This window comes from Auritidibacter sp. NML130574 (assembly GCF_003185725.2).
GTDB classification, from domain to species: domain Bacteria; phylum Actinomycetota; class Actinomycetes; order Actinomycetales; family Micrococcaceae; genus Auritidibacter; species Auritidibacter ignavus.
In genome coordinates, this window is record NZ_CP031746.1 from 1823079 (window position 1) to 1840744 (window position 17666).

The 17666-nt window shown below is 60.7% G+C and carries 11 protein-coding genes and 2 pseudogenes; 7 read left to right on the top strand and 6 right to left on the bottom strand.

The window, feature by feature from the left end; all coding sequences use genetic code 11:
* Positions 1–17: 17 nt before the first annotated feature.
* Positions 18–608, top strand: a complete 591-nt coding sequence (locus tag DCC27_RS08210; protein WP_110110504.1) for an isochorismatase family protein — start codon at positions 18–20, stop codon at positions 606–608.
* Positions 609–735: 127 nt separating this feature from the next.
* Complete coding sequence (locus DCC27_RS08215) at positions 736–1815, top strand: hypothetical protein (RefSeq protein ID WP_180342661.1); 1080 nt, start codon at positions 736–738, stop codon at positions 1813–1815.
* 337 nt (positions 1816–2152) lie between these two features.
* Here DCC27_RS08215 and DCC27_RS08225 read toward each other — a convergent pair.
* Positions 2153–4987, bottom strand: a pseudogene (locus DCC27_RS08225) (AAA family ATPase).
* A 7-nt stretch (positions 4988–4994) separates the two neighbouring features.
* Between DCC27_RS08225 and DCC27_RS08230 the strand changes: the two are divergent.
* Positions 4995–6226, top strand: a protein-coding gene (locus DCC27_RS08230; protein ID WP_110110506.1) for an IS3 family transposase whose coding sequence is annotated in 2 segments (ribosomal slippage) — positions 4995–5283 and positions 5283–6226 — 1233 coding nt in all. Because the reading frame shifts where the segments join, the coding sequence is not laid out codon by codon here.
* A 511-nt stretch (positions 6227–6737) separates the two neighbouring features.
* Here the strand turns inward: DCC27_RS08230 and DCC27_RS08235 are convergent.
* Both DCC27_RS08235 and DCC27_RS08240 read right to left on the bottom strand, forming a co-directional pair.
* Positions 6738–7340 (bottom strand): DNA-binding response regulator, encoded by a 603-nt coding sequence (locus DCC27_RS08235; RefSeq protein ID WP_110110507.1) that lies wholly within the window; start codon positions 7338–7340, stop codon positions 6738–6740.
* Positions 7341–7354: 14 nt separating this feature from the next.
* Positions 7355–8110, bottom strand: coding sequence for a sensor histidine kinase (locus DCC27_RS08240; RefSeq protein ID WP_168186107.1), 756 nt, complete (start codon positions 8108–8110; stop codon positions 7355–7357).
* Between the two features lie 2344 nt (positions 8111–10454).
* On the opposite strand from DCC27_RS08240, the gene DCC27_RS08250 reads away from it, so the two are divergent.
* Complete coding sequence (locus DCC27_RS08250) at positions 10455–11333, top strand: ABC transporter ATP-binding protein (RefSeq protein ID WP_110110510.1); 879 nt, start codon at positions 10455–10457, stop codon at positions 11331–11333.
* Between the two features lie 9 nt (positions 11334–11342).
* Positions 11343–12050 (top strand): ABC transporter permease, encoded by a 708-nt coding sequence (locus DCC27_RS08255; protein ID WP_110110511.1) that lies wholly within the window; start codon positions 11343–11345, stop codon positions 12048–12050.
* Between the two features lie 555 nt (positions 12051–12605).
* Here DCC27_RS08255 and DCC27_RS08260 read toward each other — a convergent pair.
* Positions 12606–13611, bottom strand: a pseudogene (locus DCC27_RS08260) (IS481 family transposase).
* 23 nt (positions 13612–13634) lie between these two features.
* Here DCC27_RS08260 and DCC27_RS12315 point away from each other — a divergent pair.
* Positions 13635–13943, top strand: coding sequence for a hypothetical protein (locus DCC27_RS12315; protein WP_210403463.1), 309 nt, complete (start codon positions 13635–13637; stop codon positions 13941–13943).
* A gap of 37 nt (positions 13944–13980) precedes the next feature.
* On the opposite strand, the gene DCC27_RS08270 is transcribed toward DCC27_RS12315, so the two are convergent.
* The gene (locus DCC27_RS08270) at positions 13981–14910 is read right to left on the bottom strand and encodes a C40 family peptidase (protein ID WP_110110512.1); all 930 of its coding nucleotides are present in this window, start codon (positions 14908–14910) and stop codon (positions 13981–13983) included.
* Positions 14911–15188: 278 nt separating this feature from the next.
* Between DCC27_RS08270 and DCC27_RS08275 the strand changes: the two genes are divergently transcribed.
* Positions 15189–16955: a choline/carnitine O-acyltransferase gene (locus DCC27_RS08275; RefSeq protein WP_110110513.1), complete on the top strand. Its 1767-nt coding sequence runs from the start codon at positions 15189–15191 to the stop codon at positions 16953–16955.
* A 75-nt stretch (positions 16956–17030) separates the two neighbouring features.
* On the opposite strand, the gene DCC27_RS08280 is transcribed toward DCC27_RS08275, so the two are convergent.
* On the bottom strand, positions 17031–17453 hold the full coding sequence (locus DCC27_RS08280; RefSeq protein WP_370443920.1) for a DUF3151 domain-containing protein: 423 nt from the start codon (positions 17451–17453) through the stop codon (positions 17031–17033).
* Positions 17454–17666: the final 213 nt, after the last annotated feature.

The following is a 17666-nucleotide window of genomic DNA, read 5'->3' on the forward strand; positions in this document are numbered from 1 at the left end:
CATCACGAGGAGAAACGATGGCACGCACGACGCTTCGCCAGCTCAACGGCTTCGACGACACCCCGGCCGCCCTGGCCGACTCGACCCTGATCATGGTCGACTTTCAAAACACCTACACCACCGGTGTCATGGAGCTCGACGGGTGGGAGCCCGCCCTCGACGCAGCCGCCGACCTGCTCGCCAAGGCGCGGGAGGCCGGGGCGACGGTGATCCACATCGTCAACGACGGTGGGGATGGCACACCGTACGACATCCACGCCGAGATCGGGCAGATCCACCCGAAGGTCGCCCCCGTCGAGGGTGAGGCCGTGGTCGCGAAGACCGCCCCGAACGCCTACGTCGGCACCAACCTGGCCGACCTGGTCGATGCCGCCGGTCACGACGACGTCGTCATCGCGGGGTTTATGACGAACATGTGCGTGACCTTCACCGCGGAAGGCACCTTCCTCCACGGGAAGAAGCCGACCGTCGTCGCCGAGGCCTGCGCGACCCGCCCGCTGCAGACCAGCATCGCCGAGGTCCCGGCCGAGCAGCTCCACCACAGTGCGCTGGCCACGATCGCCGACCTCTACGGCGTCGTCGTGCCGAACACGGGCAGCCTCCGGTAGGGCACACCGATCCTGGCAGGCGAGGGTCCGTCCCGACCGCCGCCTGACCACGGCCCTGGCGCTCGGCCGGAGTTCGGCTGGGCGCCAGGGGCACCGTAATCCTGCATCTTCAGAGAGGAGGACCACCGTGGGACACGAGAACCACGGATGCCCGATCGACCACCACACGCTGGCCAGCTCACCCGGTCAGCAGCACGGGCCGTCGCGTTCCCCGCACCGCCGCGCGGACGAGATCGACCCGCACGACCTGGACATGACCGCGTACTGGTCGAGCCCGAAAGTACAGGCCAGGAACGCGATCTTCCAGATCGACACGGACATGCAGCGCCACTACGCCGCACTCAAAGCCGAGCTGATCGAGCACCTCTCGCCGGTGATCATCGTCAACAACGACCCCAAGGGTGGCGAGTACACGCTCGTCTTCGACGGCAAGACCGAGACGCTGCACCCGATCCCGGAGACCTTCGAGCTGACGAAGTCGGTCGCGCACATCCCGCTGGGGATCTTCTCGATCATCGCCCCCTACTTCAAGGGGTCCGAGACCACGGACTGGGTGCCCACGCTGACCGCGTTCGCCGACACGCTCACGGTCGCCCGCCGCCCCATCCGGGAGGCGAACCTGCCCGGGGAGTTCGAGGCTTCGTGCCGGCACATCCTCGACGCCGGGATCGGGCACATCGAGCGGTCGGTCGAGGCCGGCTATGTGTCGATCAAGTCCTTCGAACGGTTCTCCGCCAGCGTCTACGACAGCATCCCCACGAACATGTGGTATGCCTCGGACGCGCAGATCACCGGCGTGCAGAAGATCATGAAGCGGTGGAAGAAGAAGATCGCCCACGCACAGTGGAAGGACGTCTACGTCGTGGTGCTCTCGATCTGGACGACCTCGGTGCTCAACCAGAATTCGATCATCATCCGCGAACTCATGGACCCCACACGGGTCGGGACGCATCTGATCTACCTTCCCTGTGCGGAGCTGCCGGAGGACTACGTCTTCGTCGCCTTGGACAATATCGCCCGGATCGTCCAAGACAATGTCGCCGCGGAGATGGTCTTCCCCACCGACCAGGAAGTCGCCGACGCCCTCAAGGGCACTGAGGATCTCCTCTCGGACACTATCCTCGAACAACTCGGGGAAGGCTCGTCGGACGACAGCCGCGGCCGCTTGCCGTCGGACGATTGGTCAGAACTGAGCGCCGCCGTCTGACTGGCGCACTGTCTCGACCCCGACCGCGCGAGTGCCCTTCCACGCCAGCCAGCATGGAAGGGCACTCGCGCGGCCAGTAACTTCCCCAGACGGAAAGCAGAGGAGGTATGGTTCGGCGTTCCAAGAAAAAGCGACACCCACCGCGTCGTAGTCCGCTGTGCTCCGAAACCGGCAAACGCCGGTATGACGACTACGGCGAGGCTGCGGGCGTGGCGCTGCGTCGATCGCGGCATGCCGGATCGCTGCGCATCTACGAATGTCCCTCGTGCGGCTCTTGGCATCTGACGAAACGACGTAGCTGGGACGGAGCGACGCCCAAGTCGTAGCACGCCCCGCTCTATAGGCCGCGACCCCGGCCTTCCCTGGAAATGCTGTGAAATGGTCGTACGGGGGAAGGTGCTTCCTTCGCCTGGACTCTGCGGAGCGCAGCGGAGGCATACCGGTATTCCACAGCTTGCTGGGCCGACGCGATCCTCTTGGCCTCTCCCAGGGGCTTCGGATCAGCGATGCCGTAGCGGTGCCGATACAAGGCCACCGTCGTCGCGTGCCTCGTCCACAGATTTCGGGACCGAGTGTCCTTGCCGGGTGTGCCGAGTCGTTTGATCCACGGCTCGCCCTCGCTGATCGCATGATAGAGCAGCCGTCCCGCCGCGGACTCGATGAGCTCCTGCCGTTCCGCAAGCGCGGCGCGCATGTCGTCCGAGACAGGCTCGGCCGGTGCCGGGATGAGCCCCGCGACGCGGCGCCGGTTGGCAGTGCGGCGGGTGGCCTGGTTCAGTGTGGCGCGATCGAGCCACGCGGCGAGCTCGGCGGCTGGGTCCGTGTCCTCATCGGACGGCAGGATTTGGGGAGCGAGTGCGGTCAGTGCCCCCGTGACGTCGTGTCCGGTGGCCTCGTGCCGGGCGAGGGAGGCTTCGAGGTACTCGTAGTACGGGCTGGTGAACACCTCGTCGGCGATCTCACCGGTAGCGAACGGCTCGATATCTAGGAGTGCTTCCCACCGGTCGGTCTGTGCTTCGCGGGCGAGGAGCTCGTACTCGTCCAGCAGTTTCGCCAGAGAGGCGTGCTTGTCGGCCTCGACCTGGCGGGTCTCGGTCGCGGAGAGGTCGGCGTCGCTGCGGGCGAGTACCCGTGCGAGCTGCTCGACGCGGGTGAGTTCCTCGGGCGGGTCGAGGTGGGGCTCGACCTCGTGCGGGTCGGGCTGGATGACGTAGGCATGGTTCTCGCGCATGCCGCGGGTCAGTCCGACGTAGAGCAGTTCGCGGGAGGCGGTGCCGGGGTCGACGAGGGTGTGCGCGGTGTCCACGGTCGAGCCCTGGGCGCGATAGACCGTGGACGCGTAGCCGAGTTCGAGATGCTCCCCCACATACTTCGCAGGCAACACGAGTCGCCGCCCGCGCGTGGTGTCGCCTTTGCCGAGCCGTCGCACCACCAGTGCCCCGTCCTCACGGTGGGAGACAACGTGCCGGCGGTCGCCGTTCTTCACCCACGACTTGCCCGTGGTGAGGCGGCGTTCGTTGCGACGGGTGGCGACGAGGTCACCGACTCCGGCAGTGGTGCCGTCATGCAACGCCGCCCCGGCCTCCTGCACGCGGCCGGCGGTGATGAGGTCGGAGCGTGCACGCTGGTTGAGCTCGGCAACCATCTCCGCGTTCCCGGCGAGCATGAGCGTGGAGACTCCCTGATCGCGGTCGTGCTGCCAGGCGATGTAGATGGCATCGAGCATCACCTCGAGATCCCCGTCATGCAGCCGCCGCTCGTCCTCGTACGTGTCGAGCACCGCGTATTTGCCGTGCCGGAGGTCCCGGGAAGCAGCCTTCTCCCAGTCGTGGACGAACCGCCGCACGGTGTGCAGCTCCGGGGCACGCCGGCGGGCGCGCACGAGCATCCCGAATGCCCCGCCCGTCTCTACCGAGGACAGCTGTGCCCAGTCGCCGACCTACACGATTTTCGCTCCGACCTCGGCGGCATGCGTGGCGAGGCGGTCCAGGGTCAGGGTGCCGGCGAGGGAGGCCTCGTCGACGATCACCAACTGCCCGGCCCGCAGATCCCAGCGGCCTTTGTCGTGTTCGTAGAGGAACTTCGGCACGTTCTCCGCCTGTACCCCGAGCGATGCCCCGAGGGCTTCGGCCGCGGTCGCCGACGGCGCGAGACCGATCACCGAGTCCCTCCCGTGGCGAGCGGTCCAGGCCCGGTGCAGGCCACGCAACGCTACAGTCTTCCCGGCCCCCGCGGGCCCGACGAGCACGTCGTGGCCGCGCCCGGATGTCGCGATCGCGGTGATCACCTCCGCCTGGTCCGGGGCGAGCCGGACGCCCTGTACCTTCCGGGAGACATGCCGTTTCACCAACCGGTCCGGCAGGCGCGGGCCATCCGCTGCGCGCCCGTGGGTGAGGAGGCGGGCTTCGACGTCGAGGATGTCCTGGCTGGTCATCATCACCTGCTCGGCGCTCTGGAATCGGTTCGACCCGTCCGCCTGCACGTACTCCTCTGGCACGGCGCGGTCATAGTCCGGGGTCAGCCGCACCGAGGCGGCCTCGGCCTGCTCGACGATCTGGTCGAGGACCCTGGTGCGCTCGGCGGTAGTGGTGAAGCGCAAGGACATGAGTTGCCGCATGGCTTCGGCGTGCACATGCCAGCGCGCCCATGTCGCACGCCGGTCGGCAACCTCGCGCACGACCACATCCGCAATCTCGCCCAGCTGCTTCGGTGCCAGATCGCGCGCCTGCAACGGGGCCTCAGCGAGACCGCGTGCACGCAGCTCGCGCGCCCAGGTTGTTGCGTCCTCGCCGAGCAGGGTGGTAGCGCGGTTGCGCCAGTCAGCAGTGAGCTCGGCGAGCGAGTGCAACTCCTTCTCCGGGCGGGTCTCCAGGGTTGCCTGCTGGCGCAGGCGCGTGATCGTCGTCTTCGACGGCGCGTGCCCGTGCTTGGCGAGGTTCTCCTCGATCAGCCGCTGTGTCGCGGTCGCGATCCCGTCCCCGGCCCCGCCGGTGGTGCGGCGGGAGAACTCCGCGATCAGCCCGGCGGGCACCCCGTCGACTTCCCATCCGATGTTCCGGTCTTTCCCGCGGTCGACCTCCACCCAGTTCACCCCCACCAGGGCCGCGGTGTGGTCGGTGAGGAACGCGTTGAAGTGTCCCAGGTTTTGTTCCGTCTGAGTAGATGGGAAAATCTAGATCATGCCAAAGAAGTTTGACCAGGACGCAAAGGACCGTGTGGTCCGTCTCGTGGAAGACCGTATCCTGGCAGAAAATCTGTCTCTTCAAGCAGCATGTAAACTGGTGGGTCCGAAGCTCGGTGTTTCGTGGCATACGGCCCGCCAGTGGGTACAACAAGCCCGTAAAGCCGGTGGAGTACACCGTGCGGGGGAGGATGTGATTGCGGAGAATGCGAGGCTGCGCAGGGAAGTCCAGGAGCTTCGTGACACCAACGAACTGTTGAAAGCTGCCTCGGCTTTTTTCGCGTCAGAACTCGACCCGAAACGTCAGAAATGATCTCGTTCATTGACGAATACCGTGATCATTTTGGGGTTGAGTTCATCTGTGCGAGGTTGAGACAGCACCGGGAGGGCGGGTTCATCACTTCCCGGGGATACCGCCAATCCAAATCCCGCGGCCCTAGTGCCCGGGCACTGCCCGATGCTGACCTCGTGGAGATGATCTGCCAGATTCATGAAGAGAACTACGGTATCTACGGTGTAGGCAAGATGTGGCATGCACTCCGTCGTGCAGGAATCAGTATCGGCAGGGAGCAGACTGGCCGGTTGATGCGCCTGGCCGGGGTGTGCGGTAAGAGCAAGGGTCAGTCTCCTGTGACGACACGCAAAGCTAAGACTGTTGCTACTCGCCCTGACCTGGTGAAACGAGACTTTCAACCAAAGGGACCGAATCGGTTGTGGGTGGCTGAGATCACCTATGTCCGCACCGTGGCAGGGTTTGTGTATGCAGCGTTTGTCACCGATGCGTTCTCCCGTAAGATCGTGGGCTGGGCACTATCGGATTCGATGCGGACCAAAGCCCTACCGCTGCGGGCATTGAATCAAGCCATTGCATCAGCGAAGGAAACCACGGGCCTGGTCCATCATGCTGACCACGGCTCCCAATACGTCAGTGTTATCTATAACGACAAGCTGACACAGGCTGGTATGACACCGTCGACCGGCACAGTTGGGGATTCCTACGATAACGCTCTAGCAGAAAACGTCAACGGCTCATACAAGAATGAATTGATCCATACCCGAGGCTGGACGGATGTTATTGAGGTCGAGATCGCTACGTTTGAATGGGTGAGGTGGTGGAACGAAGCCCGACTCCACCAGAGCCTGGGATACCGGACACCACACGAGGTAGAAGTCGACTATTGGGCTCGCAACCCGAAACAAGAAATAATGGAAAACAAGGTAAATGCCTAGGAACAAGCCCCGGGGCACTTCACTCTCCGGAGGTACCGGCAGAAGGAGTCGGTTCCCTGGCTAATCCGAGTCCTGAGGGGAACGAGATGGTGCCTGTGATCGTTGCTGGCCTCGGCGAATCTCCCTCTGAGCCCAGCCCAGTGCCAGTCCACACAGAAAAACAACCACCGGAGCGAACCACACAAGCCCACCTAGTGAACTGGCAATAGCTTCCACCCACCCTGGTAGCGGGTCTACGGACAGATGCACGAGAAGGGCCGGCACGCATAACAACACGGATACAGCCATCAGGACATAGAGCAAATTTCGAAGAGTAGACATGTTCCCAGTGTTCATCGTCTGACCCCCCAGCTGTAGTGACACCACGTCACCGAGGATTTTGGTACCGAAGGCCAGGCCGAACCTCAGGGTGGAGTACCGAGCCTACGGCCCCGGGTCTGATTGTAGGAACCTCACGGTCGGTTGTCAGATGCCCCGCAAAGAGAGGAATAACACGATGGGGACTAGGGGCTCATATCCAATCAAGATCGCGAGCGAATCGCGCTGCTTCGTGCCGGTTTGTTGCATGTGTTTTGGCTATGGCACTTGAAAGGTAGTTCCGTACGGTGCCTTGAGAGAGAAAAAGTTTAGCCGCGATTTCTGACGCTGAGAATCCTTCTCGGGTTACGCGTAAGACATCTTTCTCACGTTCTGTGAGTGGGCAGTCGTCGCTTACCGCCGATGCTGAGACGTCGGAGCCGATCCAGCGCTTTCCTTGATGAACGGCCTCAATGACGTCAGCGATATGAGAAGGGTCGGCAGATTTACTCTCGAACCCTTTAACTCCCAGCCGAAGAGCCTTGCGTAGCACTCCAGGTTTGGCGTGCCGGGTTAACATGAGCACTGGCTGACCTGGTAGCTGTTGCTGAATTGTCTCTAGCACCTCGAGGCCGTCGATCTCAGGCATCTCAAGATCAAGAACCAATACATCGGGCCGATAAGTCACAGTAGCCTCAACGGCTTCATGCCCGGTCTGGGCTTCTGCACCAACTTCTATTTCTCCTTCATAGGGCAAGATTTGTGCCATTGCGGCGCGCAGGAGGTTTTCGTCGTCTGCAAGCACAACACGAATCATGTTGCCATGCCTTTCTAACGTGTGGGGAATCGAAGTTCAGTGATGAACCGGTTTTCTTCACAGTGCGCCATGAGTGTACCGCCAAATTCTGAGACTCTTTTCTTAAGGGCGTCAAGCCCACTCAGCTCTGACGCTTCAGAAGTGACTCCGTCATTGCTGATTCCCACGATGTTGGAGTTGACCGTTATTTCCACCTGTCTAGCGTCGGAGTGTCGCAAAATGTTCGTTGTCGCCTCCCTGAGCACCAAGCTTGCTGGTTCTTCACGTTCGAGCGGGAGATCGGCATCAGCGTGGTGAACATTGACCGTAGCACCTGTAGCCTCAAGGAGGTTTTTCGCGTTCTCCAACTCGCCCTGCAGGGTTAGACGGCGTTCTCCATAGGCAAGTGACTTGGCTTGCGAGATCGTATCTGTCAGAAGACCACGGACCTCGTCCAATTCCTGCTTGGCAGCGTCAGGAGCGTCGTCCATCTGTCGCTGAGCAAGGGCCGTTTTCATCTTGACTACATGCAATGTGTGCCCCTGAATATCATGTAAATCAGCCGCGAAACGGAATTTCTGCCGATAAAGGGCCAATTGAGTCTGGGCTCGGTGGGCATTGTCGAGCTCCCGCACAACCCGCACTGTCCACCGAGACCCGAAGAAGACGGCCACCCAGAAGAGGCCAAAAACCACAGTAGTCGTCACATAAATAGGCGCCTGATCTGGCTCATGCACTGTCGAGAGGAGCGCCAGCCCTACCGCGACACCTAGGAGACCGGCAGTGGCCACGACTCGCATTCTCGGTAGCGTGGAGAGGTAGGCAGCGCCTGCAATCAACAATCCGCCCGTGGCTAAGGGGCTTACTGCCAACCAGCTGGCTACCCCGGCAGTAAGAACGCCGACTAGCAAAGACCACACCAAGAGGTTTCGACTGAGCTTCGCCCACCGTAGTGCGACGCAAAACGACAGTGTCGCGCTGGGCAAGAGAATCAGCACGTGCCAGAGGGGGTCAAGTGCGGTAAGCAGCCCCGCAGCCCAAAAAACAGCCAGTCCTAGCAACAGTCCCTGGGCCGTATTGATCCGGACACGCTCTAGAGAATGTCGCTGCCACGTCCCAGAGATTCCAATGGATTCTTCTGTTTCGTTCCTGTTTCTTTTGTTGTCAGCCATGGATTCTCCTCCTGGCAGCACCTACTGCCCTCTCGGGCGGGAAGACTTTGAGCGAGTCGTAACTCACTCTATTTTATCCAGCGAGCCAGTGAAGTTGGGCTTGTTCTAGAAATACGGTTCAAAGATCCACATTTCTGGGGATATTTTCAGCCTTGCAACCGATTAGTGTTGGAAATGTCCGGACAACACCCGGGCACGTAAAGTAGGACATCCCTGAGAGGAGGTTAGATCATGCGAAATGACCTGACACATTTTGCGGACACACTGAATATCGGCGAAGTCGGGCACGCCGTTACTGCGATGCCGACTCTCGCAACTCCCGCGACCACAGCGACTACAGCAACTACCGCTATCTTCGGGTTTACCGATAGCAACCCAGTTACCGTGTCGGCCGAGGTCGCACCCTATGGTTCAGTCAACGAACTGATAAGGGCTCGTGAGAGTGCTCTTCAACCTAACGGCACACAACTCACTCTACAAGGTGGCGGCGAGCCACGCTAAAATGCTCGCGAAGCACCTTCGATTCCTCCTGCACCGATGACAGCCCCGTCGGTGTGACGCCGAGAGCTATGGGACGTGGGTTGTCGATGTCGGCGACGGCGAAGACATGAAAGACGTACGCGTTCCAGTACGCAAGGGCGTTCAAGGAGTACGGAAGCTTGTTACTCAACGACCCCGTCGCCGACATCGGCAGGCAAAGAGATAACTCGGGTATCACCCAGTCTCAGGACGCAACCCGTGCTTCAGGCCGTTGAAAGTCCTTCATCGCTTTTGGGCCACAGGCCGAACGCAGTGTCGAATTTTTCTGGCCACCGAGATGCAGGCCCCGGTAGATCCCGTAGCATACGGGGAGGTGGTGTTTTAGTAGCGCCGATACACCGATATGTTTCTGGGCCAGTTACTACTGGATATCGCTGGAGACAACCGAACGCCACCTCGCTCTTGTAGTTGCGAAGTACGGTTCGAGGCGATTGCGCGGCGCGGCCCTCGCCGTTACTACCCCAATCGCTCCAGCTCGGGCCAGTAAGTGGGGCGGTCGCGGACCCGCATGGTTTTTCTGAGCGGCAACACTCTTGCGAACCGAGGGCCGACGTTACACGAGGAGTTCTTCTGGCCCTGAACCTGACTCACATATCAACGTGATATGAAAGATCGCCCGATCGATACGCAAATACGCACACCTGCATGTCTTAGCAGAGTTTGCTACCACAGTCTCTCAAGTGTTGCTCGAGTTCAACGGGCGCGCCTTCGATAACAACAACCAGTTCATTAATCACGACGTGACCGGCTGGGTAACCGGTATGAAGATCTTCTTCAAGGGGTCGCGACCCTAGAAAGAAAAACCTCGGAGCCGTGACCGGGTCGACTAGTAACTACCACGTGCGCGATACACGTATTCAGGGCTCCACGACAACCCGCTGCGCTGGCGGTTCTCGATCTCCCTTACCGTTCGTGAAAAAACCGGCAAGGTTGATTCGCCCTCCTGAGCACAGTCGTCGCGTGGGCCACAGACTGACTCGGGCGTCCACATTGCATCACGATGACACGAAAACGCCGTCCTGCCGGCCCCTCGAAGCGAATGTGTTCACTCAGCTTCAGGAACGTGGGCTGAACAAACACACCACCAGCCCGAACCTCCCTGACCGCACCCTGAGTGGCCGGTCGCTCATTGACCGACTCACCACAATTCTCAAACCTTCAATAGTGGCCCACAGGTCAGCCTGGATGCCACTCCGCCCATCCTCACTCGCGGCGTCAGGCTCCGACCGGTGAACCGACCAGGCCAGCTTGTCTTGCGATCAGTTTCACGTGATGCGTCGGTTAGATTCCGCCCGTAACTTGAGGCGAGAGGCTCCGGGTTGTGTGTCGCAAACGCGGCACACAACCTCTTTTTCGGAAAGCGTCCCTAACTCATGACAGTACGTCACTGGGGCCACTCCGCCAATTTTGCTGGGATGAAGACATGGTTACACGAAAGGTCATTGACGTCCAAGAGCTCACCGTGAGCTATGGAAAGTTCACGGCGGTTGAGGAGCTCTCGTTCGAAGTACAGCAAGGCGAACTCTACGCTCTTCTAGGCACAAACGGCGCGGGGAAGACATCGGCACTGGAGACCATCGAGGGGCACAGGCGTCCAAGTTCCGGTACGATTCGGGTCTTTGACCAAGATCCCCGTGATCGCAGATCGGTTCGACCCCGAATGGGGATTATGTTGCAGGAGAGCGGATTCGCTCCGTCTTTGAGGGTCGGGGAGACCGTTGAACTCTTTGGGGCCGTGAGCGGCCGGCAAGACGATAAAGACCGCGTCCTTCAACGAGTCGGGCTCTCCCATAAGGACACCGTCCAGGTTTCTCAACTCTCTGGGGGAGAAAAACGCCGCCTGGACTTCGCAACAGCAATTTACGGTGACCCCGAGCTTGTCTTCCTGGATGAGCCCACCACTGGCCTTGACATAGAAGCACGCGACGAACTCTGGCAGGTAGTTAGCGAGCTCCGTGACCAAGGCGCCACGCTAGTGCTGACCACCCACTATCTCGAGGAAGCCCAGGAGCATGCCGATCGAATTGGATTGATGCACCGAGGACGACTCGAGCTTGAAGGCACATTCAACCAGCTGGCAGGATCGTTCCCCACAACGATCAGTTTCAGCACCCCCGAATATCGTGGCGAAGTTCCTGTCCCCGTAGATACCACGGATCGTGGCTGGAAACTACAAACTCAGGACCCTCAGCGCGATCTGTTCAAACTTCTGCAATGGTCAGAGGAGAAGGCCATAAGGATCAGCAACTTATCGGTCCAGCCAGCAAGCCTCGACGATATTTTCCGAACACTGAGCAACTGAGGAGACCAGATGTTACCTATCGCCAAAGCCGAGTTCATCCAGATGCTCAGGGACCCTTTGGTCCTGTTCATGGCAACAGTCATTCCTTTGGGCATTTCCGTGTTCCTTTATTGGAACCGCGACACGATAGGCGGAACCCCTGTGATCGCTTCTCTGGTCATGGCAGTGATCCCTTCTTTCGTGGTCTACGCCAGCACTACCACTACGTTGGCTTCAAGACGCCAGAATTTGTTCCTCAAACGCATGAGGTCGACCTTCCTCAGCGATCCCGCCATCCTTCTCGGCCTCTCGTTGGTACTCATTGTGCTCTCGGCGGCACAGACGCTGGTGATTCTGATGGTCTTAACATTGGTGGACAGCGGTCCAAGCAGTCCAGTGCATGTGGTCGCTGTCTTGTTGCTGACTCACGCCATGTTCTTCGGCCTTGCCCTCGCTACAGCTGGCATTACGAGTTCTCCCGACAGTGCCCAAATCACAGTACTACCGATCACCATGGGTGTGGTTGGAGTGGCCACGTGGGTCGCAGCTACCGGCACAGACGAGATGGCCGGCTTAAAGCTCTCTCTACCAGGAGGAGCGGCTGCCGAACTAATCGTCCAGGCATGGAGCGAGGATGCCACCGGCGAAATGACGATACTACTCATCCCAACCCTAGCGTGGGTGGGCCTCGCATTCCTTGCGGCACGGTTCCTCTTTCAATGGGAACCGAGGCGCTGAAGCGCGCACTCGCTTGTGACCTCTGTCACCTCTCGGAACATCGAGTGAACGGCATTCCGAGACGCCACAGGGTCGAGCGCTGACTATTTGACTCCATCCGAGCAGAGCCTTGGCTTGGTGTTTATCATTCCTGAATTTACTGCAGTCTAAAGTCAACCAAACCGACATCAGGTCTGATGATTGTAGCCAAGACGGTTCGACGGTAATTGACAATTTCATGCGATCCCCTTCCGTTGCCACAGCGACGGCGTAGTTGGCAGAGTCCGGTCACGCGGCACGCCAACACAGCACGCCCGTACGCCCGGTGCTGACCAGTGTGATACCTCCGGCCCTTTGGCGCTGGCAGAGCCTGGTCCGGCTTGGGGATGTAAAGCTAGCGTGAAGCAAGCCCTGCCCTATCTGATGGCACAACCAAGAACCTAAATCACTAGCAAACCTTGTACTCTTGTCGGTTCCCGAGGAGCGTATCCCGCCGGGAAACACCGACTACCTCTTGACCAGGACAAGTGGTCTTTTTGTGCGGCGCGGGCGACTCTAGCCGGTTAGCGTGAAGCGCTAGGTGTAAGTCCTTGTGAGGTTGTGAACGCGGTCTACTGGTGAGAGTCCCCCCCGATAGTGGTGGGGGCTTGGTGGTGGTTGCAGTCATGCACGAACGTTGTGTACGAGTTTTCGCAAGCACTCTGGCTGGCATAGTGTCTCGCGTGGGCCCATTCGGTCATCAGCGTCGGGTTGAACCGCTGGAGTTTCCCGTACGTCTGCGGACGACGTGGCGTGGCCCGTTTGTGCCTGACCCCGTCCCCGAGTACTCTGCTGAAGTCCCCGGACCGGTAACAAGCCCCGTTATCGGTCATCACCGCTTCCACGCTGACACCGATCCCGGTCAAGAACCTGTTCGCCGGCTTCCAGAAGCCTGCTGTGATGTGTTTCTTCTCGTCGTCAAGGATCTCGGAGTAGACCAGCCGGCAGTAGTCATCCACGCCCGTGATGCAGGTACCGATACCGGCGCGATGAAGACTGCCCGGCACGGGCGGCTTTGCCCCGTGAGGAGTGGACCTTCCGGTCCTGGACCGAACCGCGGCCATGAGCCCGCCACCGACCACCGCCAGGAATGCGGCCAAGCATTTTGACATCAACGTGGATCAGCTGGCCGGGGCAGTCGGCTTCGTCGCGACACGGCCCAGGCCGGGGAACCGGAGGACCGGTGACCTGATCGATGCACTCCAGCTTGAGCATCCGGTACCGGGCCAGCACCCGCCCGACGGTCGAGCGTGGCAGGTGCAGGTGATAGCCGATCCGGCGTGGCCCCCATCGGCGGTTGAACCGCAGCGCGATGATGCGACGCTCGGTGGGTGCGCTGAGCCTGTCCGGGCCGTGGTGCCGACGGCTCGAGCGGTCAGCCAAACCGGTCGCTGCCCGGTGCCAGCGAATCCAGCCAGACACCGTCGCTGGGTGAGACTTGGAACCGTTCAGCAACACGTGGCTGAGACCAGCCATGATCGACGACAAAACACACGAGCCGGCGCCTACCCTCAACGGTCACCCGTGCATTCCAGTGAGTCATCAAAGACCACCGGTTCTAGGTGCATGTCAGTACCCACCTCGATACCGGGGGTCTTCCTTCAACTCAAATCCCGTTCACAACCTCCCAAGGAACTACAACTAGTCGTCGAGACTCGACTGAAAACCGCGCAGGGCGTGAACCAATTGCGCCACCAGCGCGGGCTGGCCCTACTCTTCGTCACACACAACATCGCCCTGGCCCGACACATCGCCACGCAAGTGGCAGTGTTGAACCAGGGCGAAATTGTCGACCACGGGCCGGTCAATGACGTCCTTGACAACCCGTCACATTCCTACACCCGACATCTACTCGACGACCTACCCCAACTGTAACACTCCAGCTGGGCTGAGCACCGAGAGCTCGGTGGTCTTAGAACCGAGCGGCAGTCTGGATCGGCGGGTTGTACTGCTGGTAGGTCGACAGGTTGTCAATGGTAATACCCGCGCTGGGGTTACGGGCCTGAGCAATCTGGCCATCACCGATGTATATGGCCACGTGATAAATGCCCGAGGCGGAGCCATTATTGGACCAGAACACCAGGTCACCGGCTTGCAGGTTGTCCAGGGAGACATGCTGGTTGGCTGCCGAGTACTGGGCGGATGAGGTACGTGGCAAATCCTTGCCCGCACTGGCGTAAGCGGCCTTGACGAAGGCCGAGCAGTCATAGGCCGAAGGGCCATTAGCGCCAAAGCTGTACACAGCACCGGAATTGACGATGTCGATGGCCGCGTTCACGGCCTGGCCCTGCCAGCCACTGGCCGAGCTAGTTGCCGAGACGGTTTGAACATCCAGGGGTTCATCGGCCGACGCCTCACTGGTTACTGTCTCAGCATTGGAGGCAGTATTGGAGGCAGTATTGGAGGCAGTCTGCGCCTGTTCCCCGGTGGACTCCGTTGCGCCCGGAACGGTCAGCTCTTGGCCGGGGTAAATGGTGGTAGAGGCCGAAATATTATTGGCCTCCAGTAACTCATTGAGGCTCACGCCCAACTCGCCGGCGATCTGTGAGAGCGTATCCCCGGCTTCCACGGTGTAGGTATCAGCAGATGTTTCAGCCGAAGCGGTGTTGGCGCTATCGGAGGTGCTATTCGGGCCCACCTGAGCCGCCGTCGAAGATCCCTCCGCATCGGCCGGCACATCTTCCAGGGCAGCGGTGGCCGAATTCATTCCGGTGAAGGTAGCACCAGCCACCGCAGCAACACCGACCAGCCCGCTGGTCACATTCTTCCGACGACGGCGGGTGGCAGCCTGCTTCAAGGCCCGCTCAGCGTCAATACGCTCGCGACGAGTTAAATAAGTCATCAATGAGGATTCCTTCTCTATCTCGTGATCTCTACTCGTGATGAGAACATCAATGGGCCGCGCCCGAACAGCGCGTTGTTATCTGACTGTTATCCACCGTGACATAATCGTTACCTATTCGCAACCGACCGTCTGAATTAACTGAGGATTCACTCCGAAGTCACACCCTTTAATCCGCATGCTCGTGCCGATCCCGCGAAAACCTGAGAATATCCTGTTATTCTTTCGTGACTTTATCTACCGGGCGGTAGGGCTCCTGACAGCAACCTCACCGACAGGTGACAATAGAGGTAACCCAGCTTGTCGAAGAGAAAGCCCATACCGCTGTGACCCTCTCCCCGCACCCGGCCACCGTCGACCTCAAGCCACTACCTCTCCCACATCTTGATGACACCTTGGACACGCTCCGCCACGCGCTACGTGCCCTGTTGGCCGGGGAGGAATTCGCCCACGCCGAAAAGATCATCAACTCCTTCCGCACTCGCAACGGCCCCATCCTGCAATCTCAGCTGGAACAGCTAGCCTCTCGGGCCGAGGCCACCGGCACCAACTGGATGTCCGATTATTGGTGCTCCAGTTATCTCGCGGTCCGCGATCCACTGATGCTGGCCTCCAATGTGGCTTTCCAGATCGAAATCCCCTCCGAGAAGACCGGATCTGCTCGAGTCGCCGACCTCGTACACCGCCTGCTCCGGTTCCACCTCATCCAGGCCCGTGACGAGATGCCCGAAGAGATCGATGCCCGTGGCAACCGCATCACGATGAACCAGTGGTTTACCTTCAACGGCGGGATCCGCACCCCGCAGGTCGATGAAGACGTGATCGAGCCGTGCACCCTCGATGCCCGCGAGCGCGAGATTGGCGTGTTCTACCGCGGCCAGCTACACGCGGTCACCGTGACCGATCAGACCGGCACCCTGGCCACCCCCACGCAACTGCGGGTCGCCCTCGACCAGATTCTGGACGAGGCACACACCGCCCAGCAAGCCCAACAAGCCCAGCAACCAAACTTCGCCGCGATCTCCGCACTGGGCTCTGAGTTCTTGGCCGAGCACCTGCCAGAACTGCGGGCTGTAGGAGAGAATGAACAGACCTATCAGCGGTTGAAAAACACGCTCTTCACCGTCGACATCACCGAGGCAGACCTGCCCCGGGCCGCTGAGTTGCGCAACTTTGCCTTCCGCCCCGGGGCAGCCTGGGTCTATAAGCCCATCAGCTACCAGGTCGGGCTCCACCACGACTGGTTGTGCATGGAGGTCGAACACACCGGAGTGGACGGGGCCACCCTGGTCACCGCACTCCAACGGATCCAGGCTCTCGACCCCCAGCCCACCACCATGGATCCACACCAGCCCGAGCTAGCCAGTGAACCGTTGACCTGGGAGTTCACCGATGAGCTACTGGAGCGCTTCACGCCTGAGGTGGAGCACTACCGCGAGCGCGCTCGCCACTATCAGGTGGCGATGGTCGAGGTGGACCGGCTCTTACCCGTGGATAACTATCCGCTCAAGCTCAGCCGAGACGCCTGCGCCCAGCTGATGATGTCGACCGCCCAGTACTTGACCTTCCAGCATATCCGGGCGGTCTACGAGGCCGTGGACATACGCGAATTTCGCGCCGGTCGCACCGAATGCCTCCGGGCTGCCACCCCGGAAGCCGTGCGCTTTGCCACCGCGCTGGCTCAAGGGAAGGCTACCGAAAATCTGCTGATCGATGCGCTGAACCCCCACCGGATCTGGGTCAAGAAATGCAAGGCCGGATCCGGGATGGACCGACACCTGCAACTATTGGAAGCCACCGCGATCGCCGATAACACGCTGATGGCCTCCGACCCGTTCTTCACCGACCCGGCCATCCGGTCGGTCCGCCGGGACTTTTTGTCCACCACCTCGGTTGGTGGCCCCGAGCAGATCATCCGGTATGCCTTCGCCCCCCACGATCTCCGAAGGCTTCGGCATCAGCTACACGCCCAAACCCGCCCACGGAGAATTCTGCGTCAGCTGGCACGACAAAAACTCCCAAGGCCCCGAGACCTTCCTGGCTAACCTCGCCCGCGCCGGCGAGCTATTTTGGGAGTTTATCGACTCACTACCCCGCCCACAGCAGGACAACCCGTAACGCTAGCGAGCCTCGATCTGCTCCACCGCGCTGGGGTCACAGTCATGCAACAGTGTCGTGATCCGCTCCACCTCATCGGATTCCCCGATCGCGGCAGCGGCTCGGCCCAGAGCGTACAGTGCGCGCAAAAATCCGCGATTGGGTTCATGCGAGTACGGGACCGGGCCCTGCCCGCGCCATCCGGCCGCCCGTAGCGCGTCCAGTCCCCGGTGGTATCCCACCCGCGCATAAGCGTACGAGTCCACGGTCCGCCCCTCCTGCCAGGCGTCCTCGGCCAATAACGCCCACACCAGCGAGGACCGCGGGGCCACCGGCACCAGATCCTCCGGCAGGTCACCGGCCTGCAGCCGTTGGTCCACCTCCGGTTCCGCCGCCAACAGAGTGGGCTCGGGTTCCATCAAGTTCTTACCGATCATCGAGGCCACAACAGGCTCCTTTCGCCACCTCAGCGCATAGATTCTGCTTCCACTGTACCCAGCCTGGCGAAGTTCCGAAGATGACACCATGTGACATTCCCGGTGAAATCACGTTCACACCGATACCGCGCTGCGAGTCAGTGTCCCCTATTCTTGAGGTACCTCATTGTCAGCAATGTCAGCACGCTCACGATGCACTGAACCCACCGGCTCTGCGCATCA